Source organism: Heliomicrobium sulfidophilum (assembly GCF_057715735.1).
Window position 1 is genome coordinate 200,362 of sequence record NZ_JBVTZZ010000004.1, and the last position, 24,376, is coordinate 224,737.

General features: G+C 59.2%; 24 protein-coding genes. All 24 read left to right on the forward strand.

Features of this window, described 5'->3' with window-relative positions; translation table 11 throughout:
* The first annotated feature begins 58 nt into the window (after positions 1–58).
* The 24 genes from AC0CW1_RS02375 to AC0CW1_RS02490 all read left to right on the forward strand — a co-directional run bounded on the left by AC0CW1_RS02375 (position 59) and on the right by AC0CW1_RS02490 (position 24,279).
* Entirely contained in the window at positions 59–487 is a 429-nt protein-coding gene (locus tag AC0CW1_RS02375) for a hypothetical protein (protein WP_488181512.1), read from the forward strand.
* Between the two features lie 164 nt (positions 488–651).
* The gene (gene rpsB, locus AC0CW1_RS02380) at positions 652–1,350 is read left to right on the forward strand and encodes a 30S ribosomal protein S2 (protein WP_488182101.1); all 699 of its coding nucleotides are present in this window, start codon (positions 652–654) and stop codon (positions 1,348–1,350) included.
* Between the two features lie 134 nt (positions 1,351–1,484).
* Complete coding sequence (gene tsf / locus AC0CW1_RS02385) at positions 1,485–2,132, forward strand: translation elongation factor Ts (protein WP_488181513.1); 648 nt, start codon at positions 1,485–1,487, stop codon at positions 2,130–2,132.
* A gap of 130 nt (positions 2,133–2,262) precedes the next feature.
* The gene (gene pyrH, locus AC0CW1_RS02390; RefSeq protein WP_488181514.1) at positions 2,263–2,985 is read left to right on the forward strand and encodes a UMP kinase; all 723 of its coding nucleotides are present in this window, start codon (positions 2,263–2,265) and stop codon (positions 2,983–2,985) included.
* Position 2,986: 1 nt separating this feature from the next.
* Positions 2,987–3,544, forward strand: coding sequence for a ribosome recycling factor (frr, locus tag AC0CW1_RS02395; RefSeq protein ID WP_488181515.1), 558 nt, complete (start codon positions 2,987–2,989; stop codon positions 3,542–3,544).
* Complete coding sequence (locus AC0CW1_RS02400) at positions 3,544–3,777, forward strand: hypothetical protein (RefSeq protein WP_488181516.1); 234 nt, start codon at positions 3,544–3,546, stop codon at positions 3,775–3,777. The genes frr and AC0CW1_RS02400 overlap by 1 nt, the downstream gene beginning before the upstream one ends.
* Positions 3,778–3,855: 78 nt before the next feature.
* Complete coding sequence (uppS, locus tag AC0CW1_RS02405) at positions 3,856–4,638, forward strand: undecaprenyl pyrophosphate synthase (RefSeq protein WP_488181517.1); 783 nt, start codon at positions 3,856–3,858, stop codon at positions 4,636–4,638.
* A 14-nt stretch (positions 4,639–4,652) separates the two neighbouring features.
* Complete coding sequence (locus AC0CW1_RS02410) at positions 4,653–5,450, forward strand: phosphatidate cytidylyltransferase (protein WP_488181518.1); 798 nt, start codon at positions 4,653–4,655, stop codon at positions 5,448–5,450.
* Complete coding sequence (gene ytvI / locus AC0CW1_RS02415) at positions 5,447–6,550, forward strand: sporulation integral membrane protein YtvI (protein WP_488181519.1); 1,104 nt, start codon at positions 5,447–5,449, stop codon at positions 6,548–6,550. The genes AC0CW1_RS02410 and ytvI overlap by 4 nt, the downstream gene beginning before the upstream one ends.
* 5 nt (positions 6,551–6,555) lie before the next feature.
* Positions 6,556–7,731: a 1-deoxy-D-xylulose-5-phosphate reductoisomerase gene (locus tag AC0CW1_RS02420; RefSeq protein WP_488181520.1), complete on the forward strand. Its 1,176-nt coding sequence runs from the start codon at positions 6,556–6,558 to the stop codon at positions 7,729–7,731.
* Positions 7,728–8,783 carry an RIP metalloprotease RseP gene (rseP, locus tag AC0CW1_RS02425; protein WP_488181521.1) on the forward strand — a complete coding sequence of 352 codons (1,056 nt, stop codon included), beginning with the start codon at positions 7,728–7,730 and terminating at the stop codon, positions 8,781–8,783. The genes AC0CW1_RS02420 and rseP overlap by 4 nt, the downstream gene beginning before the upstream one ends.
* A gap of 4 nt (positions 8,784–8,787) precedes the next feature.
* Entirely contained in the window at positions 8,788–9,858 is a 1,071-nt protein-coding gene (gene ispG / locus AC0CW1_RS02430) for a flavodoxin-dependent (E)-4-hydroxy-3-methylbut-2-enyl-diphosphate synthase (protein WP_488181522.1), read from the forward strand.
* A 287-nt stretch (positions 9,859–10,145) separates the two neighbouring features.
* Positions 10,146–11,867, forward strand: coding sequence for a proline--tRNA ligase (locus tag AC0CW1_RS02435; RefSeq protein ID WP_488181523.1), 1,722 nt, complete (start codon positions 10,146–10,148; stop codon positions 11,865–11,867).
* 48 nt (positions 11,868–11,915) lie between these two features.
* Complete coding sequence (locus AC0CW1_RS02440) at positions 11,916–12,596, forward strand: glycosyltransferase family 2 protein (RefSeq protein WP_488181524.1); 681 nt, start codon at positions 11,916–11,918, stop codon at positions 12,594–12,596.
* 405 nt (positions 12,597–13,001) lie between these two features.
* Positions 13,002–14,345 carry a PhoH family protein gene (locus AC0CW1_RS02445; protein ID WP_488181525.1) on the forward strand — a complete coding sequence of 448 codons (1,344 nt, stop codon included), beginning with the start codon at positions 13,002–13,004 and terminating at the stop codon, positions 14,343–14,345.
* A gap of 179 nt (positions 14,346–14,524) precedes the next feature.
* Positions 14,525–15,673 (forward strand): MGDG synthase family glycosyltransferase, encoded by a 1,149-nt coding sequence (locus AC0CW1_RS02450; protein WP_488181526.1) that lies wholly within the window; start codon positions 14,525–14,527, stop codon positions 15,671–15,673.
* Positions 15,674–15,817: 144 nt separating this feature from the next.
* A complete protein-coding gene (locus AC0CW1_RS02455) occupies positions 15,818–19,612 on the forward strand; it encodes a PolC-type DNA polymerase III (RefSeq protein WP_488182102.1) in 3,795 nt (1,264 codons plus the stop codon).
* A gap of 333 nt (positions 19,613–19,945) precedes the next feature.
* Complete coding sequence (locus tag AC0CW1_RS02460; protein WP_488181527.1) at positions 19,946–20,650, forward strand: hypothetical protein; 705 nt, start codon at positions 19,946–19,948, stop codon at positions 20,648–20,650.
* A gap of 76 nt (positions 20,651–20,726) precedes the next feature.
* Entirely contained in the window at positions 20,727–20,918 is a 192-nt protein-coding gene (locus tag AC0CW1_RS02465; protein WP_488181528.1) for a helix-turn-helix domain-containing protein, read from the forward strand.
* Positions 20,919–20,960: 42 nt separating this feature from the next.
* A complete protein-coding gene (locus AC0CW1_RS02470) occupies positions 20,961–21,566 on the forward strand; it encodes a CHC2 zinc finger domain-containing protein (RefSeq protein WP_488181529.1) in 606 nt (201 codons plus the stop codon).
* On the forward strand, positions 21,563–23,386 hold the full coding sequence (locus tag AC0CW1_RS02475; RefSeq protein WP_488181530.1) for a YfjI family protein: 1,824 nt from the start codon (positions 21,563–21,565) through the stop codon (positions 23,384–23,386). Before AC0CW1_RS02470 ends, AC0CW1_RS02475 begins: the two co-directional genes overlap by 4 nt.
* A complete protein-coding gene (locus tag AC0CW1_RS02480) occupies positions 23,313–23,786 on the forward strand; it encodes a TubC N-terminal docking domain-related protein (protein ID WP_488181531.1) in 474 nt (157 codons plus the stop codon). The genes AC0CW1_RS02475 and AC0CW1_RS02480 overlap by 74 nt, the downstream gene beginning before the upstream one ends.
* Complete coding sequence (locus AC0CW1_RS02485; RefSeq protein ID WP_488181532.1) at positions 23,783–24,070, forward strand: hypothetical protein; 288 nt, start codon at positions 23,783–23,785, stop codon at positions 24,068–24,070. Before AC0CW1_RS02480 ends, AC0CW1_RS02485 begins: the two co-directional genes overlap by 4 nt.
* Before the next feature lie 8 nt (positions 24,071–24,078).
* The gene (locus AC0CW1_RS02490; protein WP_488181533.1) at positions 24,079–24,279 is read left to right on the forward strand and encodes a hypothetical protein; all 201 of its coding nucleotides are present in this window, start codon (positions 24,079–24,081) and stop codon (positions 24,277–24,279) included.
* Positions 24,280–24,376 lie beyond the last annotated feature (97 nt).

Sequence of the window (24,376 nt, forward strand, 5' to 3'; positions counted from 1 at the left end):
GAAGAGAACCTTTTCGGAGCGTCCTTTTTGGTCGCGTGACGGGAGGGTTCTCTTTGCTTTGGGTTTGCTCCTTTTTGGCGCCGGACTCGTCATGCAATCGTCCGCAGGGACGGACAAACCGGAACAGAGGGCAATTCAAAAAGCAACTGCTGAGCATAGTCCCCCCATGGAAGCATCTGTCCCAAAGGAGGAACCCCAAAAGGCGGGTGAGAATTCTCAAAAAGCGGGAGAGACGCTTTCTCGGGGAAAAGAGCCAACAAGTCCGCAAAAGGGCATTATCACGCATTCTATCACCGTCACCTCTGGCGATACCTCCGAAACGGTGGCCCGGAAGCTGCATGCCGCCGGCGTCGTGGTTGATGCGGAACGGTTCAACCGTTTCCTGGTGGAAAAAGGGTATGCCACTCGCATCCAGGATGGGAACCATTCCCTTCCAGAAGGCTTGGCGGAGATCGATATCGCCAAACGTCTGGTCGGAATGCAATAAATCTCGACTTTCTCTCTTGTCTTCTACCATGCATCTATGGTATCATTCTTGATGGTGTGTTAATTCCACACGGTTGACGACCCTTTCTCAGGTGCCCTGGCGTTCGGGGTGGGGGAAAGGGAATGAAGCAACCGGAGGGCAAAACCTGGAAGGAGGTGGATGTTGTGGCGGTTATTTCGATGAAGCAGTTGCTGGAAGCCGGTGTTCACTTTGGACACCAGACTCGGCGCTGGAACCCCAAAATGGCGCCCTACATCTTCACGGAGCGAAACGGTATCTATATCATCGACCTGCAGAAGACAGTTCGCAAAGTCGATGAGGCGTACAATTTCATCCGCGAAGTGGCGACCCAAGGGAAGAAAATCCTGTTTGTCGGTACCAAGAAGCAGGCGCAGGATTCCGTCAAGGAAGAGGCCGAGCGTTGCGGCATGTACTACGTGAACCAGCGCTGGCTGGGCGGTATGCTCACCAACTTCCAGACGATTCAAAAGCGCATCTCCCGTCTGCGTGAACTCGAAAAGATGGAAGCCGACGGCACCTTTGAAGTCCTGCCGAAGAAAGAAGTTTCCAAGCTCCTCCATGAAAAAGAGAAGCTTGAGCGCTTCCTTGGCGGCATCAAGGACATGAAGGACCTGCCGGGCGCCATTTTCGTGATCGACCCGCGGAAAGAGCGCATTGCCGTTGCCGAAGCGCGTCGCCTGGGAATCCCCTTGGTTGGCATCGTCGACACAAACTGTGACCCCGACGAGATCGACTATGTGATTCCTGGCAACGACGACGCCATCCGTGCTGTCAAACTCTTGACGGCCAAGATGGCGGACGCCGTGCTGGAAGGCAACCAAGGACAATCGGACGCCCAGTAGTCAGAAGGGGGTGACCGGGGGAAACCCCGCAGTCACCCTTTTTTGATGCCGATCCCCTTACATAGGCTTCTAAAGGCTGTTACGAAGGGTTATACTACCCGAATGAGGTCATACGAATAGGAGGAGTATCGAACATGGTTACTGCAGCCATGGTGAAAGAACTGCGCGAACGGACCGGCGCCGGCATGATGGAGTGCAAAAAAGCGCTGGCCCATACCGATGGGGATATGGAAAAGGCAGTCGCCTTCCTGCGTGAACGGGGCCTTGCTGCCGCTGCCAAAAAAGCCAGCCGTGTCGCTGCCGAAGGTCTGGTTGAATCGTACATCCACGGTGGCGGGCGTATCGGCGTCCTCGTCGAGGTGAACTGCGAAACCGACTTCGTCGCCAAGACCGACGACTACAAAAACCTCTGTAAGGACATCGCTATGCAGATCGCCGCTGCCAAGCCGGAGTATGTCCGTCGTGAAGAGGTGCCGACTGAGCAGATCGACAAAGAGAAAGAGATCCTGCGCAACCAGGCCCTCAACGAAGGCAAGCCCGAAAAGATCGTCGACAAGATGGTGGAAGGCCGCGTCGAGAAGTACTACAAAGAGATCTGCCTGCTTGAACAGCCTTTCATCAAAAACCCCGATATGACCGTTCAGCAGATGATCACCGAGGCTGTTGCCAAGATCGGCGAAAACATCAACGTCCGCCGTTTCGTCCGCTTCGAATTGGGCGAAGGCCTAGCCAAGCGGCAAGATGACTTCGCTTCGGAAGTCATGGCCGAAATCAACAAGTAAGCGAGAAAACAGCAATACGAAAAAAGGGGACACGTTGTGTTCTCTTTTTTATAAGTGCCGTTTTTTGCAGGGAAGAGGATTTTCTTTCCGTTTGTAGAAGGGATAAAGTGAAAAGGGGAGGTACGCCCCATTGGAGCCGAAATATAAACGGGTCGTCCTAAAACTGAGCGGGGAAGCGCTGGCTGGCACGAAGGGCTATGGCATCGATCCCGATGTGGTCAATTCCATCGCCGATCAGATCCGCCATGTCAAACAGAAGTGTAACGTTGAACTGGCTATCGTCGTCGGCGGTGGCAACATCTGGCGCGGCGTCGCCGGTTCCGCCAAGGGCATGGATCGAGCTACAGCCGACTATATGGGGATGCTGGCGACGATCATGAACTCCCTGGCTCTCCAGGATGCCTTGGAAAAGCGCGATGTCCATACGCGGGTGCAGACGGCCATTGAGATGCGCCAGGTCGCCGAACCCTATATCCGCCGGCGGGCGATGCGCCACCTGGAAAAAGGACGGGTCGTCATCTTTGCCGCCGGAACAGGCAACCCCTACTTCTCGACCGATACGACGGCAGCGCTGCGGGCCGCAGAGATCGAGGCCGATGTGATCCTGATGGCCAAGCGCGGCGTCGACGGCGTCTATGATTCGGATCCGCGCAAAAATCCCGACGCCAAAAAGCTGGATGAGCTCACCTACATCGACGTGCTCAACCAGGGTCTCGGTGTGATGGATTCGACGGCGACGTCCTTATGCATGGATAATTCAATCGCCCTGATCGTCTTCGGCTTGGAAACTCCGGGAAACATCGAGCGTGCCATCATGGGAGAGGACATCGGCACGGTGGTTGGGAGGAAGTAGCATGATCAACGAGATCAAAAAAGAGACCGAAGATAAGATGAAAAAGACCGTCGATGCGTTGCGCAAGGAGTACCAACACATTCGCGCCGGCCGGGCCAATCCCGCTTTGCTGGAGAAGGTGACTGTCGAGTACTACGGCGCGCCGACGCCGGTGAACCAGTTGGCCAACGTCTCGGCGCCGGAGGCGCGATTGCTGACGATCCAGCCCTGGGACAAGTCGGTCCTGCCGGCCCTCGAAAAGGCGATCCTTAAATCGGATCTCGGTTTGACGCCGACCAGCGATGGCACGGTGATCCGCCTGGTCATTCCCCAACTGACTCAGGAGCGGCGCACCGAACTGGTGAAAACGGTGAAAAAACGAGCAGAAGAACACCGGGTCATCCTGCGCAACCTACGGCGCGACGCCAACGAGGATGTGAAAGACCTGCAAAAGGAGCACATCATCTCCGAGGACGAGGGAAAGCGCGCCCAGGAGGAGATCCAAAAGCTGACCGACAAGTACATCAAAGAAGTGGACCAGGTGGCCGAGCGCAAGGAAGCGGAGATCATGGAAGTGTGATGACTGCCGAGCAGGTCCTGAGCCAATGGGAACAGGCATTGATCGGGCTCACTGTGGAACAGGCGGCCGAGATGCTGGCGAAGCAAGGCATCGAAGTCGATTTCCAGCCTACCGGCCCGGAGATCGCTTCCGGCGCTTCCGTTCCGCGGGTCATCCAAATCCGTCTGGATTCATCCCGGCCGACCATCGTCTACGGGCGCTTTCGCTGCTACCCATTTCATGGAGTCGACTAGACCCCCTCGGGGCCCCGAGGGGGTTCGTCACTCCCGGCTTTTTTATAAAGAGAGGGAAGACATACGGGAGGGGTCATTTTGCCACCATCGTTTTGGCCCTTTGGCCGATCAAAGGATGCCGAGCCGGAGCAGTCGCTGATTCAGAAACTTGACCCCCAACGTATCCCCCAGCATGTGGCTATTATCATGGACGGCAACGGCCGGTGGGCCAAGCGCCGCGGATTGCCGCGCGTCGCCGGTCACCGGGCCGGCGTCCAGTCTTTGCGCCGCGTCCTGGAGACTTGTGAGGAATTCCATATCCGCTATCTCACTGTCTACGCCTTTTCGACGGAGAACTGGAAGCGACCCGCCGACGAGGTGAATGCGCTCTTTGATCTGCTTGTGGAGTACCTGCAACGGGAACTGGACACCCTCCATGCCAAGGGGGTGCAGATCTGCACCATTGGCAAAGTTTCTGAATTACCTGAAAATCCCAGGAAAGAATTGGAACGGGCCATCCGTCATACAGCGAACAACGATAAGCTGACCCTCAACGTGGCGCTGAACTATGGCGGCCGGATCGAGATCGTCGAGGCTGTCAAGGCGATCGCCCGCCAGGCCAAGGAAGGTCAGATTGAGCCGGATCGTATCGATGAAGCCTACTTGAACCGCCACCTCTACACCGCCGACGTGCCTGATCCGGATCTGCTGATCCGCCCGTCAGGCGAACTGCGGCTCTCCAACTTCTTGCTCTGGCAGTCGGCCTATACGGAGATCTGGGTCACCCCCACCCTTTGGCCGGATTTCGGGCGAAAAGAGATGCTCCAGGCCTTGGTCGATTACCAGGGGCGGGACCGGCGCTTCGGTGGAGTCAAAGTCTAGGAGGAGCTTCCTACATGCTCTGGAAACGCGTCGCTAGTGCTGCCGTCGGCGTTCCCCTCATGATTGCTGTCGTCTGGGCCGGCGGATGGGCCATGACCGCCGTCGTGGCGGTGCTCGCTGTTGGCGGCTTTTATGAATACCTGCAGATGGTCAGGCGGCTCGATGCGGATCCGCCCCTTTGGATGGGTTATGGACTGTCGGCGGCGCTCGTCTTGGCGGCTCATTTCGGCGGAGAATCACTGCCTGTGGTCGCCTCGGCAGGCGCTTTGGCCTTCCTCCTCCAACTGGTCCTCGCTTTTCCGAGGGTCAAGCCGGCTGACGGCGCCTTGGCCTTCGCCGGCGCCTTCGTCATCGCTTGGCTCTTGAGTCACCTGATCCTGCTTCGCCGCTTGCCGAATGGCATGGAGGCGGTGCTGATCGCTTTTTTCCTGACCTGGGCCACCGACACAGGCGCCTACTTCGCCGGCCGTTCCCTCGGCAAGCGACCCCTGGCAGCCCGCGTCAGCCCTAAAAAGACGCTGGAAGGTTCCCTGGGCGGCTTAATTGCGGCGGCGCTCGTCGGCGCGACCCTTGGTCCCCAATGGTTTGCGGAAACCTCCTGGTTGATCTGGCTGCCCTTTTCTCTTGTCGCTTCCGCCCTGGGCCAACTGGGCGATCTGGCCGAATCGGCCTTGAAGCGGATCGCCGGTGTGAAGGATTCGGGCGACCTAATCCCGGGACACGGCGGCGTCCTCGACCGTTTTGACAGCATCCTCTGGACGGCGCCAGCCACCTATTACTTTTTGCGATTCCTTGAGGAGTTTTTGCGATGAACGATTGGCAACACTGGCTGGGCCACTTCCTGCGCCTGGCTGCCATCGCCCTCTTTATCGGGCTCGCCTATTTCGTCATCCAATACGCCTTGCCCCTGACGGTGGAGGTCTTCAGCCGTCTGGGCGTTTACCTGTTGCCTTTTTTGCTGGGCGCCATGATCGCCCTGCTCATCGAGCCCGTCGTCGAGTTTCTCACGAACAAGACGCGCCTCTCGCGAGGCTTGACCACCCTTGTGACGCTGCTCCTTTTTCTCGGCCTCTTGAGCGTCAGCCTGGTCGTCATCATCAGCCGCCTCGTCGTCGAGATGGTGACGATCGCCTCGAGCCTGCCGTCGCCTCAATTGTTGACGAACACCTTCACGGAGTGGACCAAGGCGGTGGCGCCTTATTATGAATTGGTTCATTCGTCTCCGGAGATCTATACGACAGTGGAGCGAATTGCCGGCGAAGGTGTCGTGGCAGTAAAGAATATGGCCGTATCCGGGTCAAACTATCTCCTGGACATGATCACGTCGCTTCCGTCCTTTTTCACGATCCTGGCGTTCAGCCTGGTGGCGAGCTATTTCTTCAGCCGTGACAAAGGAGCAATCCTGCAACTGGTCTACAACCTGGTGCCCGACAGTCGGGCCGTGCAGGTCCGCCAGGTGATCCTGGAACTGGGCGACGCTTTTGTCGGCTTTGTTCGCGCCCAGGTGATCCTAGTATCCATCACCGGCTTGTTAACGATCATTGGGCTCTATCTCCTGGGGAATGAATATGCCTTTACCATCGGGATCCTCACGGGGATCATGGACCTCTTGCCGATCCTGGGCCCTGGTCTTGTCTTCTTGCCCTGGATCATTTGGGAACTGCTCACGGGCCAGTTTCCGGTCGCGGCCAATCTGAGCATCCTCTACGGCATCCTTGTCCTCAACCGCCAGTTTATCGAGCCGAAGGTGGTAGCCGATTCCATCGGCCTGCATCCGCTGGCCACTCTGACCGCCCTCTATGTGGGGTTAAAGGCCTTTGGCGTGCTCGGGGTGATCGTTGGACCCACCATCGTGCTGCTGCTCGTGTCGATGCATCGGGCGGGTGTGTTTAAGAATTTCCGAACGAGGTGAAGCGCTTGAACAAAGGGATCGCCATCCTGGGGTCGACAGGCTCCATCGGGCGACAGACGCTGGAGGTCGTTGACCGGAGCGAGGGGCGCCTGACGGTGCAGTCCCTGGCTGCAGGCAGTAACTGGAAGGAAGTACTGGAACAGATCGAGATCTACCGGCCGCGTTTGGTGGCTATGATGGAGACAGGAGCGGCTGAACGGCTTACTGATGCGCTCCAGGAACGAGGTTTGTCCACCCCGGTGGTGACCGGTGAGATCGGTCTAGCCGAGGCGGCCTGCCTGCCTGAGGTGGATACGGTCGTCACCGCTGTCAGCGGTGCAATCGGCCTAGGGCCGACAATGGCCGCCATCGAGGCCGGAAAAGAGATTGCTCTAGCGAACAAGGAGACCCTTGTCGCCGCCGGACCGCTCGTCATGGCGGCGGCGCGACGCCGTGAGGTGGCCATCCTGCCGGTCGACAGCGAGCACTCGGCCATTTTTCAGTGCCTGCAAGGGCAAGACCGCCGTCTGGCGCGGCTGATCCTGACGGCATCGGGCGGACCCTTCCGGGACAAAAGCCTGGAAGAGTTGCGTCGCGTAACGCCGGAAGATGCGCTGCGCCATCCCAATTGGCGCATGGGTCCGAAGATCACCATCGATTCGGCGTCCTTGATGAACAAGGGGCTCGAGGTGATCGAGGCGCGCTGGCTCTTCGACATCGATTTTGATGACATTGAGGTGCTTGTCCATCCCCAGAGCATCGTCCACTCCATGGTCGAGTTTGCCGACGGCTCCATCCTCGGTCAGATGGGCCTGCCGGATATGCGTTTGCCCATCCAGTATGCCCTCAGCTATCCCGAGCGCTGGCAGACAGGGTGGCCGCGCCTTGACCTGACCCAGACGGCGGCGCTCACCTTCCGGAAACCGGATCTGGAGCGGTTTCCGTCGTTGCATCTGGCCATAACGGCTGGGCGGACAGGGGGATCGCTGCCTGCCGTCATGAACGCCGCTAATGAGGTGGCTGTCCACGCCTTTTTGGATCGTCAGATTGGCTTCATGGATATCCCCCGTATCGTCCGGGAGGCGATGGAGGCTCATGAGTGGCGGCAGGAACCGGACCTCACGGAGATCCGGCAAGCCGACGAGTGGGCCCGGCGCTTTGCGGCGGAACGGGTACGGAATGGAAGGGAGGTTTCGGCTTGACCACATTCCTGGCCTCGGTCTTTGTGTTCGGGTTGATGATCTTTTTCCATGAACTAGGGCACTTTGCTGTCGCCAAGGCGGTAGGCGTTCGGGTTCTGGAATTCAGCATCGGCATGGGCCCGCGGCTCTTCGGCCTGCGAAGGGGGTCGACCCTCTATGCGTTGCGCCTGCTGCCTGTCGGCGGTTTCGTGCGCATGGCCGGCATGGAACCGGGGGAAGACGGCCAGTTCGCCACATCGCCTAATGATCCCGGCAATTTCAACAACAAGACGGTGACACAGCGGGCGGCGGTCATCTTCGCCGGCTCCTTCATGAATTTCATCCTGGCGTTTCTGCTGTTCATCTATATCTACACCATCATCGGCGTGCCGACCTACTCGAACGTCATCGGCGATGTGCTGGAAGGCAAACCGGCCCAGGCGGCCGGGATCCAGCCGGGTGATCGCATCGTCGCCGTTGACGGCAAGGCCACCGGCAACTGGGCCGAACTGATCCAGGAGATCCATCCCCGGGGCGGTCAGGAACTGACCCTCACCGTCGAGAGTCAGGGCGCTTCCCGTGATGTGAAAGTCGTCCCGGCGCTCGATCCGGAGCGCAATGTGGGTCAGATCGGGATCGCTGTCGATGACAAGTCGGTCTATCACGAGAAAAAAGGGCTCTTCACGTCGCTGAAGCTGGGCATCGTCAACACCTTCGGTATCACCGCCATGATCCTCCAGTCGATCATACAGATGATCACCGGAGCCGCGCCAGCCGAGGTGGGCGGGCCGGTCATGATCGTCAGCGAGATCGGCAAGGCGGCCCAGGTGGGTTTGATGCCCCTATTGATGCTGGCGGCGGTGCTCTCGATCAACCTGGGCTTGCTCAACCTCTTTCCCATCCCCGCCCTCGACGGCAGCCGTCTCGTCTTTCTCGGCTTGGAGGCCCTGCGCGGCCGCCCCATGGATCCGGCCAAGGAGAGCATGATCCACATGATCGGCTTCGCCCTTCTGATTGGATTGATGCTGCTCATCGCCTATAAAGACGTGCTGAAGCTGTTGGGAGGGGGGTAAGTCGGTGGACATCGCACTGCCGCGGCGGAAGACGCGCCGCATCTATGTAGGGGACGTCCCGATCGGCGACGGAGCGCCCGTCTCGGTCCAATCCATGTGCAACACAGACACGCGCGACGCGGCGGCCACGCTCGACCAGGTCCATCGTCTAACTGAGGCCGGTTGCGAGATCATCCGGGTGGCCGTCCCTGACGCCCAGGCGGTCGACGCGCTGGCCGTCATCGTCAAGGGATCGCCCATTCCGGTCATCGCCGACATCCACTTCAACCACCGCCTGGCCATCGGCGCCCTCAAAGCCGGCGTGCAGGGACTTCGGCTCAATCCCGGCAATATCGGCGGCGCCGAGAACGTGCGGGAGGTCTTGGCCGTCGCTCGGGAGCGGCAGGTCCCCATCCGCATCGGCGTCAACGCCGGCTCCTTAGAAAAAGGCCTATTGGAAAAGTACGGCGGTGTTACGCCGGGGGCCATGGTAGAGAGCGCCCTCGGCCACATCCGGTTGCTCGAAGACGAGAACTATCCCTGGATGAAGATTTCCCTCAAAGCCTCGTCGGTGCCCCTGATGCTTGCCGCCTACCGCTCCCTGGCCGAGCAGGTCGATTACCCACTGCATATCGGCGTTACCGAAGCAGGGACGGTCCGCTCAGGCATCATCAAGTCAGCCGCCGGCATCGGCGCTCTTCTCGCCCAGGGGATCGGCGACACGCTGCGCGTCTCCTTGACGGGCGATCCCTTGCCCGAGATTCGCACCGGCTGGGAGATCCTCAAATCGCTCGGCTTGCGGAAACGAGGGCCCGAACTGATCTCCTGCCCGACCTGTGGACGCTGCCAGGTGAACCTGACGGCTGTCGCCGAGGCGGTCGAGACAGCCCTGGAGAAGGAGATGAGACCGATCAAGGTGGCCGTCATGGGCTGTGTCGTCAACGGCCCCGGCGAGGCCCGCGAGGCCGATGTGGGCATCGCCGGCGGCAACGACTGCGGCCTCATCTTCCGCAAAGGCGAGATCGTCCGCAAGGTTTCCCAGGCGGAGATGGTCGACGCTCTGCTGGAGGAAATCGGGAAGCTGCCAGACGACTAGCTTTATATAAACCTTCCCCCAAGATTTTGTCTCTTCCATCTCTAGCGATCCGCTCCCTGTTCAAGGGACATTCCTTCATGTGCGTGAAAGGCGCGGGAAATGGCAAAACTAGCGAATGAGTCTCCGTCGCCAAATTACGCATTTTTCACCTTTACTGCTGCGTCGAGCAACTGCCGTGACAAGTTCGCCTCTTGTCTATGCTGCCAAAAAGGAATGAACCTTGATAGGCATGTCAGATACATACGTAATGAATCGTCTCCAGAAAAACAATGGAGTGTGACGTCACCGTGCGCATGTCGCAGCTTTTTGCCCCCACCTTGCGGGAAACACCGGCCGAAGCGGAGGTTATCAGCCACCAGCTCTTGTTGCGAGCTGGCTTCATCCGCCGTTCCTCTGCTGGTGTCTACCACTACCTTCCGCTGGGCCACCGGGTGCTCCAGCGGATCATGGCCATCGTCCGCGAGGAGATGAACGCCGCTGGCGGACAGGAACTCCTGATGCCGATCATCCAGCCGGCCGAGCTCTGGCTCCAGTCGGGCCGCTGGCATGTCTACGGCGATGAACTCTTCCGCCTGAAAGACCGGCACCAGCGCGACTTCTGCCTCAGCCCCACCCATGAGGAAAGCATCACCGACCTCGTCAAGAACAACGTCTCCTCCTACCGGGACCTGCCGATGCTGCTCTACCACATCACCAACAAGTACCGCGATGAGCGCCGCCCCCGCTTCGGCCTGATGCGCGGTCGCGAGTTCATCATGAAGGACCTCTACTCCTTTGACCGCGACGAAGCCGGTCTCCATGAATCCTACATGAAAATGTACCAGGCTTATGTGAACATATTCCGCCGCTGCGGTCTCACCTTCCGCCCGGTCGAGGCAGACCCTGGCGCCATCGGCGGCACCGGCGGCTCCCATGAGTTCATGGTCCTCGCCGAATCGGGCGAGGCGGAGATCGTTTACTGTAACGCCTGCGACTATGCCGCCAACACGGAGAAGGCCGAGTGCAAACCTCAGGTGACGCCCGGATTGCCTCCATTGTCGGTGGAACAGGTGGCCACGCCCGGCCAAAAGACGATCGAAGAGGTCTGCAACTTCCTCAAGGTCAGCCCGGCCGAAACGATCAAGACGATGATCTTCCGCGCCGACGATAACCTCGTCATGGCCCTGATCCGCGGCGACCGGGAGATCAACGAGGTAAAGCTGAAAAACCTGCTCGACTGCATCGACCTTCGCATGGCCACCGAAGAGGAATGCCGGGAAGTCAGCTCCGGCGGAGCCGGTTTCCTCGGCCCTGTGGGGAGCAAAGAGATCGCCATCTACGCCGACCCCGAGGTGATGGCCTTGACGCGTGCCGTCGCCGGCGCCAACGCACCTGACGCCCACCTGATCAACGTCTGCCCGGGGCGCGACTTCACCGTCAAAGCAACGGCCGACCTACGGCTCATCCAGGTCGGGGAACCTTGTCCCCAGTGCGGCGCCCCCCTCAAAAAAGCCCGCGGCATTGAAGTGGGCCAGGTCTTTAAACTGGGGACCAAGTACTCAAAAGCCCTCAACTGCACCTTCCTCGACGAGAAGGGGCAGGAGAACCTGATGGTGATGGGCTGCTACGGCGTCGGCGTCAGCCGCACCATGGCCGCCGCCATTGAACAGAACCATGATGAGAATGGCATCGTCTGGCCCATGGCCATCGCCCCCTTCCAGGTCGTCGTCGTGCCCGTCTCCAACAAGGATGAGGCACAGATGGAGGCCGCCGGGGCGATCTACCGGGAACTGAACGCCAAGGGCATCGACACCCTGCTCGATGATCGGGCCGAGCGGGCTGGCGTCAAGTTCAAAGATGCCGACCTGATCGGCATCCCTGTCCGCATCACCGTCGGCAACAAGCTGGCCAGCGACGGTGTCGTCGAGGTCAAACTGCGCCGCAGTGGCGAGCAATTTACTGCGACCCGCCAGGAAGTGGTGGAGCGGGTGCAGGCGTTGATCCGGGAGCAAGTGGGAACAGCCGGCTAAAAACAGGGAAAACGGCATCGACCGGTTCCTGTAGTCCCTGACTTTGGGGTGAAGCCATTGTCTCTTTCCGTCATCATTCCAGCTTATAATGAAGAGCGCACTGTCGCCGATGTCGTTCGTGCCGCTCTTGCCTCTCCCTATCGGGATGACGTGATTGTTGTCAGCGACGGCTCAGAGGATCAGACTTCGCTTCAAGCGCGGATGGCAGGCGCTTCGGTGCTCGAACTTCCTGAAAACAAGGGCAAAGGTGCGGCCATGCTGGCTGGCGCCCTTGCCGCATATCATCCGGTGTTGCTCTTTCTCGATGCCGATCTGATCGGCTTGCGCCCCGAACACCTCGTCAGCCTGGCGACACCCCTTATCCAAGATAACGCCGACATGACTGTCGGCATCTTCGAACAAGGACGCTCATCGACCGACCTTGCCCAGTTTGTTGCGCCCTACCTGTCAGGACAGAGGGGGATCAAGAAGGAAATCTTTCTCGATGTGACCCTGTTAGCGGACAGCCGCTATGGTGTTGAAGTCGCCTTGACGAAGCACTTCCGAGACCGTCCCCACCTGCGCAAGCGGGAGGTCATCTTGCCGGGTCTGACCCATCGGATGAAAGAAGAAAAGCTCGGGCTGGTGGAGGGTGTCAAGGCGCGGATGAAGATGTACTGGGAGATCGGCGCCGTTCTCTTGGACCGAGAGTCTAGACGAGAGCGGGATAATGTAGACGATATGCATTAGAACGACAACAGAGCAACCGTATTATGGAGAGCCCGGAAGATAAGCAGTGTCTTCCGGGCTCTTTTTCACCTCGCCTACACAACGGCCGATAAGGCCCAGCGGCAGGTGGGGGGAATTCGAGATCACCTTCTCCCTGGTCAAAAGAGGACTTTTTTCATCCAACGGACATCCTTTCGCAGGTTCTTTGTCTTCTTTGCTGGGGCTGCACGTAAGCTGTATTAAAGGGAATTTAACAACCCCGGCCCAGGAAGAGGCGCCGGACATGTGGAAATCCATTATTCAGTAACATGATTCAAAAAAGCGCTACAGGCCAAAAAAAGGGGGGGCGCGCGGGAGTTAAGGCGAGGAACATCACCGGCGCAGGCGACGCAAAGGAAAAACCAACAGGGAAAGGCGGCTGGCACATTGGAAGATCTCAAGATCTACATCCTTGACACCAACGTGCTTCTGCAGGACCCCGAAGCGATCTTCGGGTTTCAGGACAACGATGTGGTGATTCCGGCGGCTGTAATCGAAGAGTTGGATGGAAAAAAACGATTCCAGGATGAAATCGGGCGCAGCGCCCGCCTGGCGTCCCGTCTGCTTGACGGGATGCGAGACAAAGGCTTTCTCCATGAAGGGGTTCCGCTGCTCGACGGTGGCACCTTGCGGGTGGAACTCAACCATCGCGACCTGTCCGGTTTTCCCGAGGCCTTTCAACCGGCCACCAACGACAACCGCATCCTCTCTGTGGCCTTTAACCTAAAAAAAGAAGAGGCGCTCCGGAGCGGCGATGGCAGACCGGTGATCATCGTCTCCAACGACGCCATCGTGCGCATCAAGGCCGATGTGCTGGGCATCGAAGCCCAAGAATACAAACGGGACCGTGTCGCCTATGACCGTGACCTCTATATGGGCTTTCGCGAGTTGACCGTGCCCGCTGAAATGATCGACCGGCTCTACAGGGAGCAGTCGATCGACCCTGAGGAAGAAGCGACCTTGGCCGGCATCCCCTGGTGTCCCCATGAGTACGCCATCCTGCGCGACGCGCTAGGTTCGAGCCGATCCGCCGTCGCCCAAGTCAGCGATGATCGCCGACAGATGGCGCTGGTGCCGCCGTCGACGCCATCGGTCTGGGGGGTGACCCCCCGCAACGTGCAGCAGAAGATGGCCTTGCGCCTGCTGCTCGACGACAACCTCCCCTTAGTGACGATCTGCGGCAAGGCCGGCACCGGCAAGACACTGCTGGCGCTGGCTGCCGCTCTCCATAAAACGATGGACGAAGAACGGTACAAGAAGATCCTTGTGTCCAAGCCGGTTGTGCCCATGGGACGCGACATGGGCGCCCTTCCGGGCGAGATCGACGACAAATTGCGCCCTTGGATGCAACCGATTTATGACAATCTGGAATTCCTGCTTGGTTCGAAGAGCGAGATGATGAAAGACATTTTGGAGGAGTACGGGACCATCCAGGTGGAAGCCTTGTCCTACATCCGCGGCCGCAGCATACCCAAGCAGTTCATCATCATCGACGAGGCCCAGAACTTATCGAAACATGAGATCAAAACCATCGTCTCCCGCGTGGGCGAGAATAGCAAGATCGTCGTCATGGGCGATCCGCACCAGATCGATGCGCCTTATCTGGACGAGACGAACAACGGCCTCGTCTACCTGGTGGAAAAATTCAAGCATCAGGAGGCGGCCGGTCATGTGGTGCTCACCAAGGGGGAACGGTCGAGATTGGCCCAGTTAGCGGCAGACTTGCTGTAACCCCCGCCGTTGGCGGCGGACCCCTTGCAACGTTGCCTTGAGTGCCGATAGACAACATGGTAAAATTGAGAAAAAGGGGTGGCCCTGGGGGGCCACCTGTTTTTTGCAGCGATTGCGATGAATCATGGAAAAAGGGTTTTTTCTAAAAATCATCCTAGTAACTGTACGGAGACATGATGATGGTTAAAAATCAGGAAGCAACGGATGTCCTGATCCTGTCCGTCGAGGCCGGAACCGGCCATGGCCGGGCGGCTCAGGCGGTCGCCGAGGCGCTGAAGAGTCGCGGCATGACGGCCAGGATTGAGGATGCCTTCTCCTTCGGACCGCACTGGGTATTCGCTTCGGTCATCGGCGCCTACCTCCGGGTGTTGGAATGGGCCCCGTCCCTCTACCGATTCCTCTATCATTCAGCGGCACGGCCGAAAGCCGGTTTTCTGGGACAACAACTGCTGACCTCTTATCTGGAGGCCTTTATCGGCGATGGACTGGCCCAATTGGTTCGCCAGAGCCGGCCGAAGGCGATCCTCTGCACCCACCCCTTTCCCATGGGGATCCTCTGCCGATTCCAGGAAAAAGGGTGGCTGAAACAACCCTTAGCGGGTGTCGTCACCGACTTCTGCATCCACCCCTTCTGGGCTTTTCCCGGCGTTCACCGCTACTATGTGGCCGGAGAGGCGCTCCTGGACGAATTGGCCTCCTATGGCCTTGAGCGGGAGCGGGGGCAGGTGACAGGCATCCCTATCGATCAATCCTTTCAGCAGGCTGCCCGCCTGTCCCGCAGCGAGGCGGAGGCGGAACTGGGACTCCCGACAGTGGGGCGGCGCTTGCTCGTCATGGGGGGCGGGCTCGGTCTCGGGCCTGTCGAAGCCTGGGTGCGGGGAATCCTCCAGGCGTCGGTGGCAGACATGCAGATCGTTGTCGTCGCCGGTCGCAACCAGGACCTGGAGGAGCGTCTGAGAAGGATCATCGCGCCGCCGGAACGGCTCGTCGTCCTCGGTTTTACCCGCAAGGTGCCGCTGTTGATGGCCTGCAGCGACCTCTTCATCACCAAACCGGGCGGCCTTTCCTCCTCTGAGGCCCTCGCTATGGGCTTGCCCCAACTCCTCTTTCCGCCCCTGCCCGGCCATGAGGAAGTGAACCACCGCTTCCTCCTCAACCACCAGAGCGCCTGGGAGGTAGAAGAGGGAGAACTGGCGGCTCAGGTTGAAGCGATCCTTTCCGACGACAAGGCGCTGGCGGGGCGCCAGCAAGCGGCCCGGCGACTAGGCAATGTCTTCGCCGCCGATGCAGTGGCCGCTGATGTGGAGAGGCTGATCGCGCAAAGGTGACAGTCACAGCGCCGGTCAATTTTTAGATTCAGCCTGCTCGATTGACGTTTATTCTTTGCTGACGATCGGACATGCAATTTCGCTCGATCCGCCGAGTTGACGATTTTACTGTATTTCGGTATTGGGGGAACACAAGTGGCCACAATGCCTGACATCCTTTTGCCAGGAAAAAATTCAACAACGTTAAGCCGGCCAGGGGACGCTGACCCGGCGCCAATCGCCTCGGCAACGAGTCGACTTGAGAGCGGCATGGCGGGGACAAGCCTGGTTCCGGCCCAATCGCTCTTCGCTGTGCGCCGCGTCACTGTCCAGCGCCAAAAAGCCGCCTGGACCATCCTGGCGCGGGCCTGCCGGCCCTGGAACGATGACGATCTCCGGGAGTTTCGCGACAAGATCCATGCCGCCGTTCCCGGGCTACGCGACCTCTCGGTACAAATCGAATGCCCTTTAGAAGAACCGCAGCAACTGGTCGACGCCTACTGGGAGTGCCTGATCCGCGCCGCCGTGCCGGAAAGCCGCCCTGGCGTGCGCAAAGCCCTGATGAAAGCACCCCCCCGCCTGCGCAGCGACGGCCTCGTCATCGCCGTCGACCCGGCCCAGGCCAACTGGCTGCGCAGCCGCCGCGTCGACCGCGATCTAGCCGAGACGGCTGACCGCCTCTTCAGCGTCCGCCTCCCGGTTTTCTTGGAAGAGGCGGAACCGCAGGTGAATGACGAATACCTGCTCGCTCAGGAGGAGGAAGAAAAGCGTCTCCTGGCAGAGCAGTTCAGAGCCGCCGCCGAAGCCAACGGAAACGGCGGGAGCAACGGCGGTGGAGGGGCCAACGGCGGGACAAGCGTCGGCGACAAAGGATCCGCCCCAGTCGGCGAGATTTATGGCAAGGCGATCGGTGACACGACCTTCATGCCGATCCGAGACATCCAGGACGAGGAGAAGAGCGTCATCATCGGGGGCCGCGTCTTCGGCCTGGAGACGCGGGACCTGAAATCAGGCCGCCGCCTCGTCACCTTCAATGTGACCGACGAGTCCGACTCGATCACCGTCAAGGTCTTCGAGGGCGAAAAAGAGAACATCACCGAGGACGGCCGCCTCAAAGACGGCGCCTGGGTGAAGGTGCGCGGCTCGGTGCAGCTTGACAAGTGGCAGCAGGAACTGACCGTGCTGGCCCGGGATATCAACGGCCACAAGGCGGTCATCCGGCCCGACAACGCCGCCGAAAAGCGCGTCGAGCTCCATGCCCACACGAAGATGAGTTCCATGGACGGACTCGTCTCCGCCAAAGACCTGGTCACACGGGCCGCCCACTGGGGCCACCCGGCCATCGCCATCACCGACCACGGTGTCGTCCAGGCTTTCCCAGAAGCCTTCGAGGTGGGCCGCAAGCTCAAGATCAAGGTCATCTACGGCGTCGAGGGCTACCTCGTCGAGGAGATGCCGGCGCCGAATGGCGAAAAGCTCAAGTCCTGGCACATCATCATCCTCGTCAAAAACATGACAGGCCTGAAAAACCTCTACAAGCTGATCACCAAGTCCCACCTGGAGTACTATGAGCGGCGTCCCCGCATCCCTCGAAAGCTCCTGGAGGAGCACCGCGAGGGCCTGATCCTGGGCAGCGCCTGCGAGGCCGGCGAACTGTTTCACGCTATGCTCAAGGGCGCCACTGACGACGAACTGAAGCGGATCGCCGCTTTTTACGACTACTTGGAGATCCAGCCCATCGGCAACAACCTCTTTTTATATAAAAAAGGGGAGGTGCCCTCCGAAGAGGCCCTCCGCGATCTCAACCGGCGCGTCCTGCGCATCGCCGACGAGATGGGCAAGCCCATCGTGGCCACTGGCGACGTGCACTTTCTGGAACCCCGCGACGAGTGCTACCGGCGCATCCTCATGGCCGGCAAGGGCTTTGCCGACGCCGACGACCAGGCGCCCCTCTACCTGCGCACGACTGACGAGATGCTGGCCGAATTCCGCTACCTCGGCGAGGCCGATGCCAAGCGCTGTGTCATCGACAACCCGCGTCTCATCGCCGACATGGTCGAGGAGATCAAGCCGATTCCCGACGAGTTTTTCCCGCCCATCATCGACGGCGCCGAGGACCAGATCCGCGAGATGACGGAAGGGACCGCAGCGGAGCTCTATGGCGACCCATTGCCAGAGGTGGTGCGAAAGCGCGTCGACAAGGAGCTCCACTCGATCATCTCCAATGGCTTCTCCGTCCTCTATCTCATCGCCCACAAGCTGGTGAAAAAGTCCAACGACGACGGTTACCTCGTCGGCTCACGGGGGTCTGTCGGCTCCTCCCTCGTGGCCACCTTCACCGGCATCACCGAAGTCAACCCGCTACCGCCTCACTACCGCTGCGGCGGCTGCAAGCACTCCGAGTTCATCATGGACGGATCTATCGGCTGCGGCGCCGACCTGCCTGACAAAAACTGCCCCCACTGCGGCCAGCCGCTGATCAAAGATGGCCACGACATCCCCTTCGAGACCTTCTTGGGTTTCGAAGGCGACAAGGTGCCCGATATCGACTTGAACTTCTCCGGCGAGTACCAGCCGCGGGCCCACAAGTTCACCGAAGAGCTCTTCGGCAAAGACTACGTCTTCCGGGCCGGCACCATCGCCACCATCGCCGAGCGGACCGCCTATGGCTTCGTCAAAAACTATATGGATGAAAAGAAGATCCCCGCCCGCAGCGCTGAACTGAGCCGGCTCGTCGGCGGCTGCACCGGCGTCAAGCGCACCACCGGGCAGCACCCCGGCGGCCTGATGGTCGTGCCCCGTGATGGTGACATCCACGACTTTACGCCCCTCCAGCGGCCTGCTGACGACACCAAGTCGGAGACGATTACGACCCACTTTGACTACCACTCCATCTCGAGCCGCCTCGTCAAGCTGGACATCCTCGGCCACGACGACCCGACGGTGATCAAGATGCTGGAAGACCTGACGGGCGTCAACGCCAAAGGGATCCCCCTAGACGACGCCAAGACGATGTCCCTCTTTTGCAGCCCTGACGCCCTCGGCGTCACGCCCGAGCAGATCCGCTCCAACACAGGCACCTACGGCATCCCCGAGTTTGGCACCAAGTTCGTGCGCCAGATGCTGGAGGACACGAAGCCGAAGACCTTCTCCGACCTGGTCCGCATCTCCGGCTTCTCCCACGGCACCGACGTGTGGCTGAACAACGCCCAGGACCTGATCAAGAGCGGCACTTGCAAGACCGGTGAGGCCATCTCCACCCGGGACGACATCATGATCTACCTTATGTACCAGGGCCTGCCGCCGAAAAAAGCCTTCTCGATCATGGAAGGCGTCCGGAAGGGAAAGGGCGTCAAGCCCGACGACGAGCAACTAATGCGGGACAACAAGGTGCCCGAGTGGTACATCGAGTCCTGCAAAAAGATCAAATACATGTTCCCGAAGGCTCACGCCGTCGCCTATGTGACGATGGCCTTCCGCATCGCCTGGTTCAAGGTCTACTACCCGGAAGCCTTCTACGCTTCCTTTTTCACCGTCCGGGCCGATGAATTTGACGCTGACCTGATCTGTCAGGGCTCGGCCCATGTGCGCCGGACCATCGAGGAGATTGAACGGAAGGGCAACGAGGCCACCGCCAAGGAAAAAAACCTCCAGACCATCCTCGAACTGGCCCTGGAGATGTACGAGCGGGGCATCCACATGCAACGGGTGAACCTGGACCGCTCCCACGCCGCCAAGTTCATCATCGAACCGGAAGGCCTCCTGCCGCCCATCGGCGGCCTCCCCGGCGTCGGCGTCACCGCCGCCCAGAACATCATGGCCGCTCGGGAGGAAGGGCCCTTCTCATCGATCGAGGACCTGCGCGTGCGCAGCCGAGTAAGCAAGACGGTCATCGAGGCATTGCAGAAGCATGGGACCTTGGATGGGATGTGTGAGACGGATCAGATGTGTCTGTTCTAAGATTTTTTGAGTACACCTAGTCCCTATAGGAAAGCCCGCTAACCCTTGTCCTGCTTGGGTTCGCGGGCTTTTTGACGTTTCTACCGTCATAAAAAAATGTCCTTGTTGTTCGCCCAAAATGAGCCTTTTCGGCTAGGTCTGTGACCAACTTGTGACCAAATCAAAACCCCGGAGCCCAAGCGGGGTAAGTCTTCCGGGGTTTTGGCCTGGAAGAAAGCCGATAGGGCGAATCAGTGAAACCTAGACGTATTGACCCGACTAATAGGACAAGTTAATATTAAGGCGAAAGAAAGAAAAAGTGCATTTCGTATATTATGGGGTGGTGTATTCCTTGTGGCCGAGATATCTTCAAAAGAGCTAATGGAATCCTTGAAGGAAAAGGGGATCAGCATTACGACCCGGACCCTTCAAAACTGGATGACATGGGGGTTGATAGAGAAGGGGGAGAAGAGGGGACGCGAAAAGTTTTATCCCGCCGAAACGGTTAGGGACGCTGCGATCGCCTACTGGATGCTAAGCGGCGAAAAGGGGTTATATCGAAAAAAGTACTCCGTTAACGAGGTGACGGAAGCAAAGCGAATGGCCCGGTTGATCCAGGGTAGCGTTACTCAGCGTTGCGAAGAGTTTTTCGATTCCCAAGGAAGGTTCATTGAAGAGTACCCACGGCTTTACCTAGCCGGCATGGATTATATGCTTTTGCATATGTTCCTCACCTATGGTCTGGAAGATTTGAAGGCTAGAAGAATGGAGCCAATAGTAAACCAGTTTATTTCCCATGTAATGCTTTTCTCTAGAGACACTCGGGCCGATATGGTTAAGCAGCTTTGGGGTCTTAGAAAAAAGATTATTGATTCTAAAAACCGGGTTGGGTATTACGATGAGGATACGAACGAATACATCACAGACAAAGAGCAGATAGCGAGGAGAGCGCTTTTCTTAGAGCACGATGAAAAACTGATTACAGAAAAAGAGGATGCGCTTCGCTATCTGGAGCAATTGCCGGACATAGAAACAATCTTCAAGGTCTTATCAAACTAATGGGCGTAAGCCCATAAATTTTTCCGCAATATGCGAAACGGTGAATTTCATAGATTCAGATATGGAGGTTTTAACTGTGACGAAAGTAGCCTATACCGTTGCCGAATACTGCGAGATGTTCAGCGTGAGCAAATCCGCCGTCAGTGAGGATATGAAAAGGGGAAAAATCCCCTCTATCCGGCCGACGTCCCGGAGGGTACTCATCCCCGGTTGGTATGTGCAGCGGCTACTGAACGATAACCCCGCTCCTCAAGCCCAAGGGCAATAAAAAAGCCCCGGCGTGAAGCCAGGGGAGAAATGGGGTGGTATATTGCTTGCTGTTCAGCATTCTACCACATACGACCTCATCCGGGAAATAAAAGCCCGGCTCAGTGTAGAGGAAGCGGCCAGGCGAGCGGGGTTGAACCTTCGCCGGCAGGGGCGCCGATGGGTGGCCCCTTGCATCTTTCATGAAGGGGATCACACCCCCAGCTTATACGTCTTTCCGGACGGCGGCTGGAAGTGTTTCGGCTGCGGGGCGCATGGGGATAGCCTGGACCTCCTGGCCAAAGCATGGGGTGTCCCGCTCGCTGATGCCATTCGGACGCTGGCCGAGGAGTACGGACTGAGCCGCCCAACGGACCCGGATACAAAGCGGCAGGTAAGGGAGGCGGCCAGGCGCCGGGAGCGGGAGAGATACCTGGAAGGAAAACTGCAGCGAATCATTGACGATCAATTCCGCCGGTTGGCGGCCATGGAGAGGGCTGTATATGCTATTCAGCGCTCTATCCGGACCCCAGCGGACCTAGAGCGGCGCGAAGTCGCTGCTGCCTATCATCTTCTCCCTTTTCTGTCTTACCTGCTGGATAGGCTTATCGTTGGAACTGACGAAGAGCGGCTGGAAGCCGCCCTGATAGCGCGGGAGTGGAACCCATGACGAAATCATTAGCCGCTATATATGATGCACTCAGCCCGGAGGAGAAAGCAAAGCTGGGCATTGAATCCGGCCCCGCGCCATTGCCGGATAACAAGAGCGCAGAGGCTGCCCCTCCTCCTCCGGAACCGGAACAATGGGAGCCGCCCGTCCCCTTTACCGAGTATGACCTTCCAACCTTTCCGGTGAGCATCTTCCCGGCCTGGCTGGGCAGATTCGTCCAGGCGGAAGCGGAGGCTACGCAGACGCCGGTGGACCTGGCCGGCATGTTGGCCCTGAGCGTCTTGGCCACGGCGACAGCGAAGAAGGCAGTCATTCTCCTTCGCCCCGGTTGGGTGGAGCCCCTGAACGTCTGGACCGTGGTCACGCTACCGCCGGGGAACCGGAAAAGCGCTGTCTTTGGGGAGATGTTCTCGCCGGTCGAAGCATGGGAAGAGAATGAAGCCCGGAGGTTAGCCCCAGAGATAGCGGAGGCCAAGGAGCGCCGGAAGCAATTAGAGGACCGGCTAAATCACGTCCGGAGCCAGGCCGCCAAGAGCAAGGGACCGGAACGGACCGAGTTAGAAGAGCAGGCGATTGAACTGGCCCAACGGCTTGAAGAGATGATCGTTCCATCTCAGCCCCGCCTTGTGGCCGACGATGTAAGCCCCGAGAAACTGGCTAACCTGATGGCTGCCCATGGCGGCCGCCTGGCGATCCTTTCCCCCGAAGGGGATACCTTCGATATCATGGCCGGGCGCTACACCCAGGGGAGCCCGAATCTAGGGGTGTACCTCAAAGGTCACGCCGGCGATACGCTGCGGGTGGACCGGGTAAACCGTCCTCCGGAGTACATAAAGCATCCGTCCCTTACGCTAGGCCTGGCTGTCCAGCCGGAGATATTGAAGGGGCTCATGGATAAGCCGGGATTCCGGGGAAGGGGACTCCTAGGGCGCTTCCTGTATTCCCTACCGAAGAGCCTTGTGGGGCGGCGCCGCACAAAGACCATGCCGGTCGATGACTCGACCCGCCAGGCCTATTCGTGGGGAATTACCACGCTGATGAACATGCCGGCCGGAACGGAAGGGGACTCCGGACAGCCCGCTCCCCATACCCTGCGGCTATCTCCCGAGTCGGAGAGGATCCTCAATGACTTCGAGGCGTGGCTGGAGCCTCTGCTGGACGAACATGCCGGAGAGCTTGGGGGAATGGCCGATTGGGGCGGGAAGCTCGCCGGCGCCGTGGCCCGGGTGATGGGTCTTATTCACTTGGCGGCCAATATCGGGGGGCAAGTCCCCTGGACCGTCCCTGTAAGCCCGGAAACGGCCCTAGGAGCCGTTACGTTGGCCCGTGAGTATCTTATCCCCCACGCCAAGGCCGCTTATATGGAGATGGGCTCAGACCCCGAAATAGAGGCAGCCAGGGCGGTCTGGGAGTGGATTGAAAGCAGGGGAGTGGAATCCCTCACGAAGCAGGAGATATGGCAAGGGACCAAGAGCAGATTCCAGAGGGCGGAGGGGCTGAACCAGGCCCTCAAGATACTCGTCGAGCGGGGCTATATCCGGGAGAAACCAAAGGAGAGGACTGGACCCGGAAGGAAGCCCGCTCCCTCGTACTTAGTGAACCCGCTCTGCAAGTCCTACAATTCCTATAATCCCTACAATCCACCCAGCGGTGAACAATCAGATGACCCCCAAGCGTCCTATAAATCCTACAATACCTACAATTCGACAATTCGAACGAGCCGACCGGATTCGAGGAGGGAGAGCTATGAGGCCCTTGCTGGCCAAACTGACGGCTGCCGGGATTACGGTTTACTTAGAGGGGGACAGGCTGCGCTATAAGGCCCCGCCGGGCGCCATGACCCCGGCGCTTGTGGCCCAGGTGCAGGAGAACAAGGAAGCCCTGATCCGTTACTTTCGATGGGACCCAGCCCGGGCTGCTACCCTCATCGATGAAGCGAATGCCCGGGTGTGCAAGGCCTGCCCTTCCGGAATGTCCTTCTTTCCCTGGCTGGAGGCAAAGCGGCCGGACCTGGCCGCCGAGTTTCACCGATGGGAAGAAGCCATGGCCCAGGCCGAGCGAGGGAAGGATATGCCGGCCTTCCGGCTGGCCGTGAGCGAATGGGAACGGGTGTGCAAAGAGGCCTTCGAGAGGTATCTCTTCCGGATACCCGGCGTGGAAATCCCCTGGCCAACGACGCCGCAACAACAGAGCCTTTTCTTTGCGGGGGTGTCGGCGTGACTGATCAGTTTGTCATCGTAAAGCAGGTGAAGGCGCTTTTGGTCTTCTCCATGGAGGAGTTTAACGCCATGTTGCAGGCCAATCCGGAGATATGGCGCCGGGCGCTACAGCGGGGGAAGGGCTGGAAGCGGCATGAACAGGCGCAGACCCGGGTGGTCCCCCGTCCGCCATCCTGCAAGGACTTCTGCAAGTCCCTTGAGCGGGAAACCGGCTGCCATTTTGCGCCGGTCCAAGGTTCGAACTACTGCGTGTCTCGTCAAGGTCCGGCCATCCGCCGGCAATAGGAGGCGACATGAATCATCAAATCCAGGTGCAGACGCTGGTCGATGCCCTAGAGCGGCTGACCGGCGCGGATAAAGGGGAACTCGCCGCCGCCTTCCTGGAGGAGCGGGGACTCACCGGCCAATTCGGGGAATACCTGGCCGAGCGGCTGCGGCAAGTGGCCAACCAACAACGAAAGCAGGTCACGGCGCCGCCGGCCGTCCCCGGCTAGAAGAAGGACAGGGAAAAAGCGGGGTGAGAGGCCCGCTCGATGGTTCACTTGACAAATTGAGCCGTTTCGGTGGTTCTACTTGATGCCGGGCATATCA